A 13,398-nucleotide genomic window follows, 5' to 3' on the forward strand; every position below is an offset into this window, starting at 1 on the left:
GAGACCGATGCTGCCCTTGCCCTCACAGGTGGGACACATCCCGCCGGTGATGGTGAAGCTGCGGCGTTCCTTGACGGTGACGCCGTGCTTCTCGACGGCGACCGCGCCGGAGCCGCTGATCGAGGCGACATTGAAGGAGAAGGCCTGCGAGGAGCCGATGTGCGGGTCGCCCAGGCGGCTGAACAGGATGCGCAGCATGGCGTTCACGTCGGTGACGGTGCCGACGGTGGAGCGCGGGTCGGCGCCGAGGCGGGACTGGTCGACCAGGATGGCGGTGGTGAGGCCTTCGAGGACGTCGACGTCGGGCCGTGACTGGCTGGGCATGAAGCCCTGCACGAACGCGCTGTAGGTCTCGTTGATGAGGCGCTGGGATTCGGCGGCGATGGTGCCGAAGACCAGCGAGCTCTTGCCGGAACCGGAGACGCCGGTGAAGACGGTGAGCCTGCGCTTGGGGAGCTCGACGCTGACGTCGCGCAGGTTGTTGACGCGCGCGCCGTGCACGCGGATCAGGTCGTGGCTGTCGGCCGGCTCCACGGTCGGAGTGCTCGATTTCTTGGCCGTGCTCATGGGTCTCCCTCGGTCAGTCGGCGTCGCCGGATATCGAATCTACCGGCGGTCGGGCTTACTTGGCCTGCTGGATGCGGACCATGTTCCCGGCGGGGTCGCGGAAGGCGCAGTCACGGACGCCGTAGGGCTGATCGGTGGGTTCCTGGACCACCTCGACGTCGCCTGCCTGGAGCTTCTCGAACAGGCCGTCGAGGTCGTCGGTGGCGAGGTTGATCCCGGCGTAGGTGCCTTTGGCCATCATCTCGGTGATGACGCGGCGTTCCTCGTCGGTGATGCCGGGGTCGGCGGCAGGCGGAGTCAGCACCAGGGAGGTGTCGGGTTGGCCTGCGGGGCCGACGACGATCCAGCGCAGACCGCCGTAGCCGACGTCGCTGCGGACCTCGAAGCCGAGGGCGTCGCGGTAGAAGGCGAGCGCGGCGTCGGGGTCGTCCTGCGGGAGGTAGCTCTGGTGAATGGTGATGTTCATGGCGACCACGCTAACTACCTGCCGACGCCTGCGCTTCTTGATTCCTGATCGGTCTGGTCACCCGCTTGACCACGCACGATGGCATGCCCTGGGTCGCTTCTGCATGCTCCTGGCGGTAGACGCTGGGCGGCACGCCGACGAGTTCGGTGAAGCGCGTACTGAAGGTGCCCAGCGAGGAGGAGCCGACGGCGAAGCAGACTTCGGTGACGCTGAGATCCCCGCGCCGCAGCAGCGCCATCGCGCGTTCGATGCGGCGGGTCATCAGGTAGGAGTACGGCGATTCGCCGTAGGCGATGCGGAACTGGCGGCTGAGGTGCCCGGCGGACATGTGCACACCGCGCGCGAGCGCCTCGACGTCGAGCGGCTGGGCGTATTCGCGGTCGATACGGTCGCGGACGCGGCGCAGCAGTGCGAGATCCCTGAGATGCTGAGGCCGCTCCGGGGTGCTGGTCACATGCGCGATCGTCTCACGTCCTGGCAGGGTTTCCCAGCACCGTGGGTGTCCGACCGCCCTGGCACCATCCCGCTCGTGACGACGAGCGCGCCGCGATAATCTTCTACCCGCCCAGCTCCGCGGCCGCGATCCCGAACACTTCATCGGCCGAACCGACGGCCACGAAATGCCCTGCTCCCGCAACGGGATGCCATACCGCTCCCGGCATTCGTGCAGCCACCGTCTGGTTGATGGAGTCGGTGACAAGTCGATCGTCCATCCCCTGCCACATATGGACCCGGCGTTCGATCCTCGCCACGTCGAAGGCCCAACTCCGATAGAGGAGTTCACTGTCGCGAACGAGCCCGTCGGAACCATGGGCAAAGCATTCGGCGCTCGAGTCGCAGAAGGCGGTCCGGACATCCGGTTCAGCCAAGATCTGACGATCGTAATCATTGACGGCACTCAGTAATTGCTTGACGAAGGTGCCGCGGAAATGTTTGGCCACCACGCCGAGAGTCGCGTACATCAGTCGAAAGCCGGGCTTGAAGCGTAGTGCCAGGTATCCTCCGAGTGCGTCGGCCTTCGACAGCTGATCCGCTGCCCAGTTGTCACCGAAGGCGCCGTAACTTCCACCCGCGATGCTGCTGACATGGCGCAGTCGAAGAGGATCAATGTAGGCCGCTGCGGCCAGCGCCCACGGTCCACCTTCCGACCAGCCTGTCACGCCGAATTCGCGGTATTCCAACGCGTCGGCGATGGTCACCAAGTCGTCTGCCCAGCCGGAGTAGCTGCGCATCTTCTGACCACTGGACTGTCCGATGCCGGGGCGATCGACGCAGAGGAGCCGTAGCCGATTCTTCGATGCCGAAGTTGCGAGGAGGCGTGCCTCGAGCCGACTACCTGGTCCGCCGTGATTATGGATAACCAGCGGCCAGTCTGGTTCGCCGAACTCGATGTAGGAGAGATTGCGGCCGTCTTCGGTCACCACCGACTTCGTTGCTCTATCGGGAGGTACCGCGAATTGCGATGAGGAAACTGGGTTGTCAGCTCGCAATTCGCCTTCGGTGTCATCCATTGTTCCGCTCCGATTGGTTTGCAAGGACCAACTGGGCCAACGAACGCAATCCTACGCGACCACCGACCAGGGATGGAGGTAGAAGGAGCCGATGCGGCGATCGACTACGGCCTCATGTGGCCGACCGCCGATCGCAACCCCTTGCTCCGCCCATTCATCGACACCATCCGCGAACTCGCCTCCACCGAAATCGCTTCTCCTGCCGCACCCGACGCGGTGCTGCTGTAGCCGACATACACGAGGGCCGGCAACCCCAGCGACCGGCCGCCGACGCGTGGCCAGGTCGCTGTCGGCTTGATATCCGGGCCGGGTTTCCCAGCCACGGTGGGTGTCTGATGGTCGTGGCACTATCCGTGTTCGTGACGACGAATGAACGGCCTATGCCGCCGCTGAACGCCGACGAGCGCGCGACGCTGGAGGGGTGGCTCGACTTCTACCGGGCGACGCTGGCGGGCAAGTGCCAGGGACTCGACGATGCTCGGTTGCGTATCGCCGCCGCTGCGCCTTCTCCGCTGACCCTGCTCGGCCTGGTCCAGCACATGGCCGAGGTCGAGCGCAACTGGTTCCGCAGAGTCCTCGCCGGAGAGTCTGCCCCGGCGATCCACGACCCGGAGGCCGACATCGCCGGGCACGACGGTGGGTTCGAGGTATTCGACCATTCGACCTACGACACCGCCCTGGCCGTCTGGAACGACGAGATCGCCCACGCCCGCGGCAATTGCGCCGCGCGTCAGTTGGACGACACGAGTCCGTTCATGGATGGCCAGGTGAGTTTGCGCTGGATCTACACGCACATGATCGCCGAGTACGCCCGCCATTGCGGCCATGCCGATCTCATCCGGGAACGGATCGACGGAGCGACGGGCGTCTGAACTCAGCTTCGTACGGCGGCGATCTGGTCGAGGAAATGCGGGCAGGTGCGGAAGTCCTCGGCGTCGCAGTCGAGGACGTGGGTGACCGCGTCGAGGGCGGCGCGGGTGCGGGCGAGCTGGTCGGTCAGGCGGGTGCGGTGGGCTTGCAGGACCTGGTGGCGGGTGGCGCGGTCGGGGGCGCGGGTGAACAAGATGGCGAGGTCGTCCAGGGACAGGCCTGCCTTCTTGCCGAGGACGATCATCGCGATGGTGTCCAGATCGGTGTCGCGATAGCGGCGGCGGCCCGCGGAGTCGCGCTCGGGGGTGAGCAGTCCGCAGTCTTCCCAATGCCGCAGGACGTGCGTGGGGAGACCGAAGTGTGCCGCCGCCGCGCCGATCGTGGTGTGTTCACCCGCCATCGGTCGACCCTATGCCGTGGCGCGGTAGCGGGTGATGACCGCGACGGGATGCCATGGGAGCCGGACGGTTTCGGTGTCGACCGTGCCGAACCCCGCCCGCAGTGCCTGCTGAATCGCTGTGGTGCGGGTGAACCGGAAGTCGTAGATCGCGAGGGTGCCGCCGGGTCGCAGGATCCGGTGCAGTTCGCGGGTGGCGGTGGCGAGGTCGGGCCATTCGTGCATACTCAGACTGGAGACGGCGAGGTCGATGCTCGCGTCGGGGTATGGGAGGTCGTCGACGTCGGCGACGGCGAGTTCGGCGGGGTGGCCGTCGAGGTTGCGGTGGGCGATCTCGATCATGTGCGGGGACAGGTCGATGCCGTGCAGGCGAAGGTCGGGTCGTCGGGTTGCCAAGGTGGACAGCAGTTTTCCCGGTCCGGTGCCGATGTCGACGACGGTGGCGCCGTGGGTGGTCGCGGTGTCGATGTCGGTGGCGATGCGCCGGTACAGGCTGCCGAGCAGGCGGGTGGCGCGGCGGTCGTAGCCGGCGCTCTGTGCAGAGCCGAAGGTGGTCATGGGACCACCTTGCCTGTTCAGGTCGACATGAAGTCAAGCTCGGCGGTCGGGCGGACGGCGGCGGTGCGGCCCGGGGCCTGCTGGTACTGCCAGTAGAGGTTGGTGTGGGCGATGACGTCGTCGGGTTTCGGTGCGCCCCAGGGGGTTTTGTCGAAGGTGGTGTGGGCGTCGGCGACGAGCAGGGCGGTGTGGGGACGGTCGGGCAGTGTGGTCACGGCGAAAACCTCGCGGGGATTCAGAGCGGACGGAGGACGACGATGCCGGGGGTGGTGCGGACGTAGTCGGCCAGTGGGGTATCAACGACCTGGTATTCGGCCAGGGAGGAAGCGTTGCGGAACACCGGGCCGGTGGGGGTCTGGACGACGATGCCGACGTGGGTGACGTCGAGGCCTGCTGCGGGGGTGTAGGCGCCGAGGAAGTCGCCGGTGCGCAGACCTGCCACGACTCCCCCGTCGACCGCGGCGGCGGGGATGTGGGTGATCGCGCGGTCGACGACGGGCAGGCCGGGCAGGTAGTTGCTGCTGTCGGCTTTGGCGTTGAGGTGCTTGGTGGTGGTGACCGCGGCGGGGCTCAGGCTCGCGGTGATGTCGGTGGCGGCGATGCGGCCGGTGGCGGCCCAGTCGGTGAAGAAGTGCTTGCGCTGGGTGAATTCGACGCGGCTGTCGACATAGCGGGTGGCGATCAGGTTCGTGACGAACTGGTCGCGGTCGGTCGAGCGGGAGGCGGCGTCGATGTAGTCGAGGAAGGTGAAACAGTCCACGCGACGCAGGTCGACGACGAGTTGTTCGGGCTCGGTGGCGGATCCGACGAGCATGTTCGCGCCATAGGGGGTGCCGAGCAGGCGGGCGGAGAGCCGGGCCAGCAGTTCGCCCCGGTCGACGGCGCCCGCTTCGGCCCGCACGGCGAGCAGTTCGTCGATCTTGCGGCCGGTGGCGTCGTCGACGGCCGGCGCGCCGAGGGCGGGTGCGGCGGCGCAGACGAGCGCGGCGAGCACAAGCAGGATCCGGACGATGATGCGCAAGACGCCTCCAGCAAGCAACGGTCGATCGGTGCGAGCGGTTTCCACCGTAGCCGACGGGCCGGGTGCCACCTCAGCTGTTGAGCACCATGACCGGCTGTTCGTCGACGATCGCAAGCAATTCGCGATCGTGCCGATGCCGGGCGATCACGTACCGTTGTCGCAGGTAGTTCGTGTTCGCAGTGAGTTCGCGAACAAGTTGCTCGTGCAGGTTCCGACAGCATCGCCGTTGCGGCGGAAGGGAAACCGACATGCGTGCTTTGACCGTTGTGCCGAACCAGCCCGGATCGTTGCGCATCGAGGACGTGCCGGATCCGGTGCCGGGGCCGAACGAGCTGCTCGTCGACGGGATCTCGCTCGGCATCTGCGGTACCGACCGTGAGATCGCCTCGGGCGAATACGGGTGGGCGCCGCCGGGGCGGGAGCGGCTGATCCTCGGGCACGAGTCGCTGGGCCGGGTGCGGGGCGCGCCGGACGGAAGTGGTTTCGCCGCAGGCGATCTCGTCGTCGGGATCGTGCGCCGCCCCGATCCGGTGCCGTGCGGGGCGTGTGCGCGTGGCGAGTTCGACATGTGCCGAAACGGGCGGTATGTGGAGAGCGGGATCAAGCAGATCGACGGGTTCGGGTCGAGTGCGTGGGTGGTTCCGGTCGATTACGCGGCGAAGCTCGACCCGTCGCTGGCGCAGGTCGGGGTGTTGATGGAGCCGACGGCGGTGGTGGCCAAGGCATGGGATCAGATCGAGAAGATCAACAGCCGGGCGTGGTTCGATCCGAAGACGGTGCTTGTCACCGGCGCGGGTTCGATCGGTCTGCTGGCAGCGATGCTGGGTGCGCAGCGGGGGCTCGACGTACATGTCCTCGACCGGTCGACCGAGGGGCCGAAACCGGGGATGGTCGCCGATCTCGGCGGGACCTTCCACACCGGTTCGGCCGCGGAGGTGGCCGAGGAGATCGACGCCGATGTCGTGATCGAGGCGACCGGCGCTGCTGCGGTGGCGTTGCAGGCCGCCGAGATTACCAATCCGGGCGTGATCGTCTGCCTGCTGGGCGTGCCCTCCTCCGGCAATGACGCCTCGGTCGATGTGGGCGCACTCAATCGCAATATCGTGCTCGACAACGCGGTGGTGTTCGGATCGGTGAACGCCAACCGACACCACTACGAACTGGCGGCGGAGTCGCTGACGAAAGCCGACCCGCGGTGGCTGGGCCGGCTGATCACCCGGCGGCTGCCGTTGGAGCGGGCGCTCGAGGCGTTTGATCCGGGTGACCACAACGAGATCAAGGTCGTCATCGACTTGTGAGCGGCTAGATTGTGCAGCCGTCCGGGCCGCATGTCGCACCGTTGGACTCGACGGTGATCGCCAGCGGTGTCGGACGGTCGTTCCATGCGGTGGTGAGCGCGTGGGTGAACACCTCGGTCGGCTGGGCGCCGGAGACGGCGTACTTGTTGTCGAAGACGAAGAACGGCACGCCGGTCGCGCCGAGTTGCGCGGCTTCGAGTTCGTCCTGGCGGACGGCATCGGCGTAGGCGTCCGGATCGGCGAGCACGGCGCGCACCGCGGCTTCGCCCAGGCCCGCGCGCACGGCGAGCGCGACGAGGCGTTCGGTGTCGGCGAAAACCGGTTCGGGTTCGGCGAAATTGCCCGCGTAGAGGGCATCGAGCAGGGCGTCCTGCTTGCCCTGTTCGAGGGCGAAGTGCAGCAGCCGGTGCATGTCGAAGCTGTTGCCGTAGTCGCGGCCGGTGGTCTGATAGGCCAGTCCGAGCTCGGCGGCCTGGGCGCCGATGGAGCGCTCGTTGGCGGCGGCCTGCTCGACGCTGATGCCGTATTTCGCGGCGATGCGCGGGATCACCGGGCCGGTCTCGCCGGCGGGCAGACCGGGATCGAGCTCGAAGGACCGATGCACGACTTCGACGTCGTCGCGATGGTCGAAGCCTGCCAGCGCCTCCTCGAAGCGAGCCTTGCCGAGGTAGCAGAACGGGCAGTTGATGTCGGTCCAGATCTCTACTCTGGTGGTCAAGCGGGCCTCCTCCGGCACACGAAAATCCGGCGGCGATCCGCCGGACATATCTGGACAGGCGTTCAAATTCTTGGGGTGCAACGCAGGCAACGAAGCCGCTATTCCCTGGCGCGTCCGGGCACGACGGGACGAGCACGAAGGAAGGCCGATGGCGTTCGATCGACGGAGGGGGTGGGTGCAGGTGCCCGAAGGATTGGCGGTGCCCCGCGCACTGGGTGGATTGTGGGCGGTGCGGCACGCCCAGAGCGAGGCCAATGCCTGGTACGCGGACCCGGCGACCGAACTGCGGCCGATGCGCGGCACCGACGCCGAGGTGGACCTGACCGAGTACGGGCAGTGGCAGGCCCAGCGTTTGGGCGACTGGCTGGCGGGGCTGGCCGGGACACAGCGGCCCGAGCTGGTTGTCTGCTCCCCCTACCTGCGCACCCGGCTCACCTGGGCATTGATGGCCGAGGCCGCGGCCACCCGCAACCGGCACCTGCGACCGATCCGGACCCTGGTCGACGAACGGCTGCGCGACCGCGAGATGGGCGTGTTCGAACTGCACCCGTACAAGGCGATCCGCCGCCGCGCACCCGAGGAGGCCGCCCGCAGGGAACGGGTCGGCAACTGGGTGTACCGCCCGCCCGGCGGCGAGTCGCTGGCCGACGTGGCGCTGCGGGTGCGCGGTTTCCTCGACGAATTGGACGTGGTCGCCGCGGGCGAGCAGGTGCTGGTGGTGACCCACGACGCGGTCGTGCTGTCGATGCGCTACATCCTGGAAGGTATGGGCGCTGCGGTGCCGGATTCGCTCGAGCCCGTCCCGAATGCGTCGGTGTCGCAATGGCGGCGGGAAGGTCCCCGGCTGGGGATTCGGGTGTGGGGCGAGGTCGCCCACCTCGCGAACACCGAGCAGGTCGGCTGAGCTCGCACGGCGCCTCGGCTCCGTTGCCGACGATCGGGCGGATATGCCCGCGGCAGGCTTCGGTTCGCGTGAGCACGGAGCGGGGGCTCGCCTCTGGACAAGGCCGTGCGAGGTCTTCGAGCTTGCTGTTGTGTGCGGATCAACGGAATCTGGATGGGTGACGTGGAACCACTTCAAGCAGGCGGCGCCAAACCTCGCAGAGCGCGTGCGCGGCGAGATCGAGCGCTTCGGCTTCGTTTTGATCGGCACCGTCAGGCGCGACGGGGCGCCCAGGATCAGCCCAGTCGAAGCTCACTTCGTCCAGCACCAGCTGATGCTCGTGATGATCGCCGGATCACGGAAGGTACGCGATCTGGATCGCGACTCGCGCGTGGTGCTTCGGACTCCGGTGACCAACCCGGCGCGTCCCGAGTGCGACGTACAGCTGCGGGGCCACGTAGTGGATGTCGACGAATCGCAACGCGAGGCAACCGCGGCCTCGACCGAGGCAACGAGTGGGTGGCGGCCGCGCGACACCTGGCGATTCTTCAGCGTGGTCGTCGACGCCGCAAGCTGCATCGAGTGGAGCGAGGACGAGATGCGGTTGACTCGATGGGATCGGGTGCACGGGCTGAGACCGACTGAGCGGCGTCTCCTGGACATGGAAGCAAGTCACTACCTACCAGTCGATGGCTGAATGTCGACATCGATGGAGCGACACGATCGGCGCGAACGGCAGCACCTCCCGTTCCCCGAGTACTACGGCGACCTCGACTAGAGCGCCGATGGAAGAATGCTGGTCGTGGATGTGGCGATCGGCTTGGTGGTTCTGGTCGGCTCGGCGACCGCGCTCGCGGCGCTGGCCCGGCGATTCGGGGTGTCGGAACCTCTCGTCCTGACCCTCGCCGGCGTCGCCGCCTCCTATCTGCCGATGGTGCCGCAGGTGCATCTCGAGCCCGAGGTGGTGCTGCTGGGATTGCTGCCGCCGCTGCTCTACACGGCGGCGCTGCGCACCTCGCTGGTCGATTTCAAGGACAACCTGCGCACGATCGCGTCGCTGTCGGTGGGATTGGTGCTGTTCAGTACCTTCGCGGTGGCGCTGGTGGTGTGGTGGTTGCTGCCGGTGCCGTTCGCGGCGGCGGTGGCGCTGGGCGCGGTGGTCGCTCCCCCGGACGCGGTCGCGGCGACGGCGATCGCGCGGCGCACCGGGATGCCGCGCAGCATCGTGACCGTGCTCGAGGACGAGTCGCTGTTCAACGACGCGACGGCGCTGGTATCGCTGCGTGGGGCGATCGCGGCGATGGCCGGTGCGGTGACGATGTGGCAGATCGGCGGTGACTTCCTGCTCGCCGCGGTCGGTGGCGCGGTGATCGGCGGGGCGGTCGCGGCGGGACTGGTGTTGCTGCGCAAGCGGATCGACGATCCGGTGCTCGACACCACGGTGTCGCTGCTCGCCCCGTTCGTCGCCTATCTGCCCGCCGAGCATGTGCACGCCTCCGGCGTGATCGCGGTCGTCACCTGCGGAATGATCCTCGGCCACGGCGCCCAACGCTGGCAGGGCGCCGCGTCGCGGGTCGCGGAGACGACGAATTGGCGCACCATCCAGTTCATTCTGGAGAGCGCGGTCTTCCTGATCATCGGCCTGCAGGTGCGCTGGATCGTCGAGGGCGCCTGGCACAGCGGCCTCGACCATCGCACCCTGGTCGTGGCGGCCGTGGCCGTACTCGCGGCGGTGATGCTGGCCCGGCCTGTCTGGGTGTTCACCCCGGTCTTGGCTGCCCGGCTGTTCGGGCGCACGACCGAGCCGTTGAGCCACGCCGCGGTGGTGTCGTGGGCGGGGATGCGCGGCGGGGTGACCTTGGCGGCGGTGCTGTTGCTGCCCGCCTCGACTCCGCAGCTGCCGGTACTGGAGCTGCTCGCACTGGTGGTTGTCGGCGGCACTTTGCTGGTGCAGGGCACCTCGCTGCCGTGGCTGGTGCGGCTGCTGCGCCTGCGCGGGCCCAGCCGCGCGGAGGACGCGCTCGCCAAAGCCGATCTGCTGCAACAGGCTACGAGCGCGGGCCTGGCCGAACTGGACAGACAGATCGGCCCCGACACACCCGAGCCGGTGGTCGATTCGCTGCGGCAGCGGCTGGTCTGGCGCACCAATGCGGCCTGGGAACGGCTGGGACGCCCCGAAGCCGAACAGATGACTCCGACCGCGGAGTACCGGCGACTGCGGCTGGCGATGCTGGGCGCCGAACGCGATGCGGTGCTGCGGGTCCGCGACGCTGGGACGGTGGATTACGAGGTGCTCCAGCATGTGCTGGCGCGGCTCGACCTCGAGGAGTCGATGATCGATCGGTTCGACGAGGCGGACGAGGAGCCGGGCGTCGAACCGCTCGCCGGCGCCGGGGCCGCCGACGGCTGCGCGCATCTCGAGCACGCGCCGCTGCTGCGGGAGCCGGTCGGTGATCTGGTGTGCCGCCGGTGCGTCGAGGAGGGTCTGCCGTGGGTGCATCTGCGCATGTGCACCGGTTGCGGAAATATCGGCTGCTGTGAGTCCTCGCTGGGCAACCATGCCAGTGCCCATTTCGCGGCGACGGCGCATCCGGTGATGCGCAGTGTGGAGCCCGGCGAAGTCTGGCGCTGGTGCTACGTGGACGAGCTGCTCGGTTAGCGGCGGTGCGAGTAGATCAGGCGCGCGTATTCGGCGAGCAGGCGGTCCAGTTCGGTGGGTTCGCCGGTCGCGGCGAGCTGCTGGTAGCCGATCAGCATGGCCATGCCGAATTCGGTGACGACCGAGGCGGTCGCCTCGTCGCCGACGACGCTGTCGATGACGCGGTGCACGGTCCGCCTGCGTGACTCGTCGACCCGCTTGACCGTCACGTGCACCGACTCGTCGTTGGCCGCCCAGGCGCGCAGCGCGGCTTCGGCGCCGTGTTCGAGTCCGCTGGCCAGTGCCGACATGGCGCGCACGTCGGCATCGGGATCGCCGTGGCCGACATCGAGCGCGCGTAGCTCGACCATCTGCCGGTTCTCCCAGTGCTCCAACAGCGTGTCGACGAAGCCCTGCCACGAGCCGAAGTGGTGGTAGAACGAGCCGCTGGTGACACCGAGGCGACGGCACAGCACACCGATGTTGAGACCTTTGAAGCCGAACTCGGCGAGCACCGCCACAGCGGTGTCGTAGTACTGCTCCTTGGTGACCACTCGGGACATCGCGATGCCGATCTGTTCGTGCGGACAGGGCCGAAGAATGCGAACAGTACCCGATCGTAACGAGGACTCGCGCGGGCATAACGAAGTCTACGCTGTGTCCGAATCTCCGGCTCCGAGATCGAAATACCAAGTGCTGGAACAAAATCGGCGCCCAACCTGGTCACATGTCCACCCGAATGTAATTACAGAGCAGATGCTCTGTAAACTTTTGTTCATGCCGAGACCGCGTACCCACGACCCGGAGACCGTGCTGGACGCCGCCGAAAACATCGCCGCCCGTTCCGGTCCCGCCGCGGTGACCGTGCGCGCCGTCGCCGCCGCGACCGGAGTCTCCAACGGCGCGCTGTACCACACCTTCGCCTCCCGCCAGGAAGTACTGGCGCGCACCTGGTTACGCGCGGCCCGCCGCTTCCTGGCCCTGCAAGCCGCCGATATCGACCGTGCCGTCGAGGCCACCGACCCGAGCGCCAGGATCGACGCGGTCGCCGATGCCGCCGAAACCCCGGCGCGCCTGGCCGACACCCACCCCGACTCGGCCCGCCTGCTGCTGCTCGTCGACCGCGCGGACCTGCTCGCCGGCGACCTGCCCGCCGACCTCGCGCGCGAGATCGCCGCCACCGAGAAGGCGCTGCTGACCGCGCTGAAACGGCTCGCGCGCGCCCTGTGGGGTCGCGCCGATCGGCGCGGGGTCGCCACCGTCACCACCTGCCTGGTCGACCTGCCGACCGCGCTGCTGCTGCGCCGCGACCGGCTCACCGATCCCCTGGCCCGCAGACAGTTGCGTGCCGCCGTCCGTGCCGTCCTCGAACTCGGCCCCCGCTGAAAGGAACCATCCATGCCCACCCTGCGCCACCACGACGCGATCGCGATCCTCGACCTCGGCGACGGGGAGAACCGCTTCTCCCCCGACTTCATGACCGAGGTGCACTCCCACCTCGACGCCGTCGTCGCCGCGGGCGCCGCCGCCCTGGTGACCACCGCGACCGGCAAGATCTACTCCAACGGCCTGGACCTGGACTGGCTGTCCGCCAACGGCGACCACGCCGCCGAATACGTCGAAGCCGTGCACACCCTGTTCGGCCGGATGCTCACCCTGCCCATGCCGACCGTCGCCGCGATCGGCGGCCACGCCTTCGGCGCGGGCGCCATGCTGGCGATCGCGCACGACTACCGGGTGATGCGCGCCGACCGCGGCTTCTTCTGCTTCCCCGAGGCCGACATCCGCATCCCGTTCACCAACGGCATGGCCGCCCTGATCCAGGCCAAGGTGCCCCCGAAGACGGCGATCGCCGCGATGACCACGGCCCGCCGCTACGGTGGCACCGATGCGCTGGCGGCCGACCTGGTCGACGCCGCGGTCGCCGAGTCCGAGGTCCTCGACACCGCGCTGGCGATGGTCGCGCCGCTGGGCGGCAAGGACCAGCCGACGATGACCGCCATCAAGTCGGTGATGTTCGCCGGCGTCCTGGACGCGTTGCGCGGCAAGGACTGACGGCGATCACGGCAGCCGGGGGCCCTTGCCCAGATAGACGTCACCCCGATCGTCACTGGCCCAGCCGCCCCCGGTGTAGTCGCCGAGCACGAAACACGCGTCGCAGAACTGCTTGCCGAACACCGACAGGAAGATGCTGCGGTAGGAGCTGATCGCCCGCATCTTCACCGACTTGTAGGCCGCCTGGGCGCTGGGCTGTGCCTCCAGGAACGCGTACCGGCGGAAATCGGCGACCGGTTCGGTGGAGAAGCGGACCAGCCCGAGCCTGCTGAGATTGCCCAGATAGTGGTGATCACGTTCGGGCAGTGCGCATCCGGCCATGTAGGCGATCATGTTGATGCCGTCGGCCAGGCGCTGCGAGCCGATCCCGAACGGCGCCTTGGTGCGGATGTCGATCGCCGGTTGCGGACCGGCGA

Annotated in this window: 18 protein-coding genes and 1 pseudogene; 8 read left to right on the forward strand and 11 right to left on the reverse strand. The window is 68.1% G+C overall.

The genetic code is table 11. The annotated features are described in order from the left end of the window. From ACFWPJ_RS00970 to ACFWPJ_RS00985, 4 genes and pseudogenes are all read right to left on the reverse strand, one after another. Positions 1 to 567, reverse strand: a pseudogene (locus ACFWPJ_RS00970) (excinuclease ABC subunit UvrA); the annotation flags it as partial. 55 nt (positions 568 to 622) lie between these two features. Further along, on the reverse strand, positions 623 to 1,033 hold the full coding sequence (locus ACFWPJ_RS00975; RefSeq protein ID WP_378845667.1) for a VOC family protein: 411 nt from the start codon (positions 1,031 to 1,033) through the stop codon (positions 623 to 625). Positions 1,034 to 1,043: 10 nt separating this feature from the next. Further along, the gene (locus ACFWPJ_RS00980) at positions 1,044 to 1,487 is read right to left on the reverse strand and encodes a helix-turn-helix transcriptional regulator (protein ID WP_378845669.1); all 444 of its coding nucleotides are present in this window, start codon (positions 1,485 to 1,487) and stop codon (positions 1,044 to 1,046) included. A gap of 103 nt (positions 1,488 to 1,590) precedes the next feature. Continuing rightward, a complete protein-coding gene (locus tag ACFWPJ_RS00985) occupies positions 1,591 to 2,544 on the reverse strand; it encodes an alpha/beta fold hydrolase (protein ID WP_378845671.1) in 954 nt (317 codons plus the stop codon). Positions 2,545 to 2,616: 72 nt separating this feature from the next. On the opposite strand from ACFWPJ_RS00985, the gene ACFWPJ_RS00990 reads away from it, so the two are divergent. Next, on the forward strand, positions 2,617 to 2,772 hold the full coding sequence (locus ACFWPJ_RS00990; protein WP_378845673.1) for a hypothetical protein: 156 nt from the start codon (positions 2,617 to 2,619) through the stop codon (positions 2,770 to 2,772). A 152-nt stretch (positions 2,773 to 2,924) separates the two neighbouring features. Beyond that, complete coding sequence (locus tag ACFWPJ_RS00995) at positions 2,925 to 3,416, forward strand: DinB family protein (RefSeq protein ID WP_378845675.1); 492 nt, start codon at positions 2,925 to 2,927, stop codon at positions 3,414 to 3,416. 2 nt (positions 3,417 to 3,418) lie between these two features. Here the strand turns inward: ACFWPJ_RS00995 and ACFWPJ_RS01000 are convergent, their stop codons facing one another. Genes ACFWPJ_RS01000 through ACFWPJ_RS01015 form a run of 4 tightly spaced genes read right to left on the reverse strand, consistent with a single transcriptional unit; the run spans position 3,419 to position 5,390 of the window. Next, on the reverse strand, positions 3,419 to 3,814 hold the full coding sequence (locus ACFWPJ_RS01000) for a MerR family transcriptional regulator (RefSeq protein ID WP_378845677.1): 396 nt from the start codon (positions 3,812 to 3,814) through the stop codon (positions 3,419 to 3,421). Between the two features lie 9 nt (positions 3,815 to 3,823). Beyond that, positions 3,824 to 4,369, reverse strand: a complete 546-nt coding sequence (locus ACFWPJ_RS01005) for a class I SAM-dependent methyltransferase (RefSeq protein ID WP_378845679.1) — start codon at positions 4,367 to 4,369, stop codon at positions 3,824 to 3,826. Between the two features lie 17 nt (positions 4,370 to 4,386). Beyond that, positions 4,387 to 4,584, reverse strand: coding sequence for a hypothetical protein (locus tag ACFWPJ_RS01010; protein WP_378845680.1), 198 nt, complete (start codon positions 4,582 to 4,584; stop codon positions 4,387 to 4,389). 20 nt (positions 4,585 to 4,604) lie between these two features. After that, complete coding sequence (locus tag ACFWPJ_RS01015) at positions 4,605 to 5,390, reverse strand: N-acetylmuramoyl-L-alanine amidase-like domain-containing protein (protein WP_378845681.1); 786 nt, start codon at positions 5,388 to 5,390, stop codon at positions 4,605 to 4,607. Between the two features lie 248 nt (positions 5,391 to 5,638). Between ACFWPJ_RS01015 and ACFWPJ_RS01020 the strand changes: the two genes are divergently transcribed. After that, entirely contained in the window at positions 5,639 to 6,688 is a 1,050-nt protein-coding gene (locus ACFWPJ_RS01020) for a glucose 1-dehydrogenase (RefSeq protein WP_378845682.1), read from the forward strand. A 4-nt stretch (positions 6,689 to 6,692) separates the two neighbouring features. Here ACFWPJ_RS01020 and ACFWPJ_RS01025 read toward each other — a convergent pair whose 3' ends face one another. Further along, the gene (locus ACFWPJ_RS01025) at positions 6,693 to 7,406 is read right to left on the reverse strand and encodes a DsbA family oxidoreductase (RefSeq protein ID WP_378845683.1); all 714 of its coding nucleotides are present in this window, start codon (positions 7,404 to 7,406) and stop codon (positions 6,693 to 6,695) included. A 199-nt stretch (positions 7,407 to 7,605) separates the two neighbouring features. Here ACFWPJ_RS01025 and ACFWPJ_RS01030 point away from each other — a divergent pair, with 199 nt between their 5' ends. From ACFWPJ_RS01030 to ACFWPJ_RS01040, 3 genes are all read left to right on the forward strand, one after another. Next, positions 7,606 to 8,310, forward strand: a complete 705-nt coding sequence (locus tag ACFWPJ_RS01030; RefSeq protein ID WP_378845685.1) for a histidine phosphatase family protein — start codon at positions 7,606 to 7,608, stop codon at positions 8,308 to 8,310. Between the two features lie 157 nt (positions 8,311 to 8,467). Beyond that, positions 8,468 to 8,986 (forward strand): pyridoxamine 5'-phosphate oxidase family protein, encoded by a 519-nt coding sequence (locus tag ACFWPJ_RS01035; RefSeq protein WP_378845687.1) that lies wholly within the window; start codon positions 8,468 to 8,470, stop codon positions 8,984 to 8,986. A gap of 96 nt (positions 8,987 to 9,082) precedes the next feature. Continuing rightward, positions 9,083 to 10,948 carry a Na+/H+ antiporter gene (locus ACFWPJ_RS01040; protein ID WP_378845688.1) on the forward strand — a complete coding sequence of 622 codons (1,866 nt, stop codon included), beginning with the start codon at positions 9,083 to 9,085 and terminating at the stop codon, positions 10,946 to 10,948. Here ACFWPJ_RS01040 and ACFWPJ_RS01045 read toward each other — a convergent pair. After that, positions 10,945 to 11,490, reverse strand: a complete 546-nt coding sequence (locus ACFWPJ_RS01045; protein ID WP_189028826.1) for a TetR/AcrR family transcriptional regulator — start codon at positions 11,488 to 11,490, stop codon at positions 10,945 to 10,947. The two genes, ACFWPJ_RS01040 and ACFWPJ_RS01045, sit on opposite strands and share 4 nt — an antisense overlap. 214 nt (positions 11,491 to 11,704) lie before the next feature. Between ACFWPJ_RS01045 and ACFWPJ_RS01050 the strand changes: the two genes are divergently transcribed. Beyond that, a complete protein-coding gene (locus tag ACFWPJ_RS01050) occupies positions 11,705 to 12,313 on the forward strand; it encodes a TetR family transcriptional regulator (protein ID WP_378845690.1) in 609 nt (202 codons plus the stop codon). 12 nt (positions 12,314 to 12,325) lie between these two features. After that, on the forward strand, positions 12,326 to 12,982 hold the full coding sequence (locus tag ACFWPJ_RS01055) for an enoyl-CoA hydratase-related protein (RefSeq protein ID WP_378845692.1): 657 nt from the start codon (positions 12,326 to 12,328) through the stop codon (positions 12,980 to 12,982). 6 nt (positions 12,983 to 12,988) lie between these two features. Here ACFWPJ_RS01055 and ACFWPJ_RS01060 read toward each other — a convergent pair. Next, the coding region (locus tag ACFWPJ_RS01060; RefSeq protein ID WP_378845694.1) for an Abi-alpha family protein at positions 12,989 to 13,398 on the reverse strand (410 nt) is incomplete at its 5' end.

It is taken from the genome of Nocardia sp. NPDC058497 (assembly GCF_042720195.1).
Lineage (GTDB): Bacteria > Actinomycetota > Actinomycetes > Mycobacteriales > Mycobacteriaceae > Nocardia.

What these genes read in the sequence shown, in the direction of transcription:
- ACFWPJ_RS01045 (WP_189028826.1), bottom strand. Translation starts at nt 11,490, where the DNA reads ATGTCCCGAGTGGTCACCAAGGAGCAGTACTACGACACCGCTGTGGCG.
- ACFWPJ_RS00975 (WP_378845667.1), bottom strand. Translation starts at nt 1,033, where the DNA reads ATGAACATCACCATTCACCAGAGCTACCTCCCGCAGGACGACCCCGAC.
- ACFWPJ_RS01000 (WP_378845677.1), bottom strand. Translation starts at nt 3,814, where the DNA reads ATGGCGGGTGAACACACCACGATCGGCGCGGCGGCGGCACACTTCGGT.
- ACFWPJ_RS01020 (WP_378845682.1), top strand. Translation starts at nt 5,639, where the DNA reads ATGCGTGCTTTGACCGTTGTGCCGAACCAGCCCGGATCGTTGCGCATC.
- ACFWPJ_RS01050 (WP_378845690.1), top strand. Translation starts at nt 11,705, where the DNA reads ATGCCGAGACCGCGTACCCACGACCCGGAGACCGTGCTGGACGCCGCC.
- ACFWPJ_RS01005 (WP_378845679.1), bottom strand. Translation starts at nt 4,369, where the DNA reads ATGACCACCTTCGGCTCTGCACAGAGCGCCGGCTACGACCGCCGCGCC.
- ACFWPJ_RS00995 (WP_378845675.1), top strand. Translation starts at nt 2,925, where the DNA reads ATGCCGCCGCTGAACGCCGACGAGCGCGCGACGCTGGAGGGGTGGCTC.
- ACFWPJ_RS01040 (WP_378845688.1), top strand. Translation starts at nt 9,083, where the DNA reads ATGCTGGTCGTGGATGTGGCGATCGGCTTGGTGGTTCTGGTCGGCTCG.
- ACFWPJ_RS01055 (WP_378845692.1), top strand. Translation starts at nt 12,326, where the DNA reads ATGCCCACCCTGCGCCACCACGACGCGATCGCGATCCTCGACCTCGGC.
- ACFWPJ_RS00990 (WP_378845673.1), top strand. Translation starts at nt 2,617, where the DNA reads ATGGAGGTAGAAGGAGCCGATGCGGCGATCGACTACGGCCTCATGTGG.
- ACFWPJ_RS00985 (WP_378845671.1), bottom strand. Translation starts at nt 2,544, where the DNA reads ATGGATGACACCGAAGGCGAATTGCGAGCTGACAACCCAGTTTCCTCA.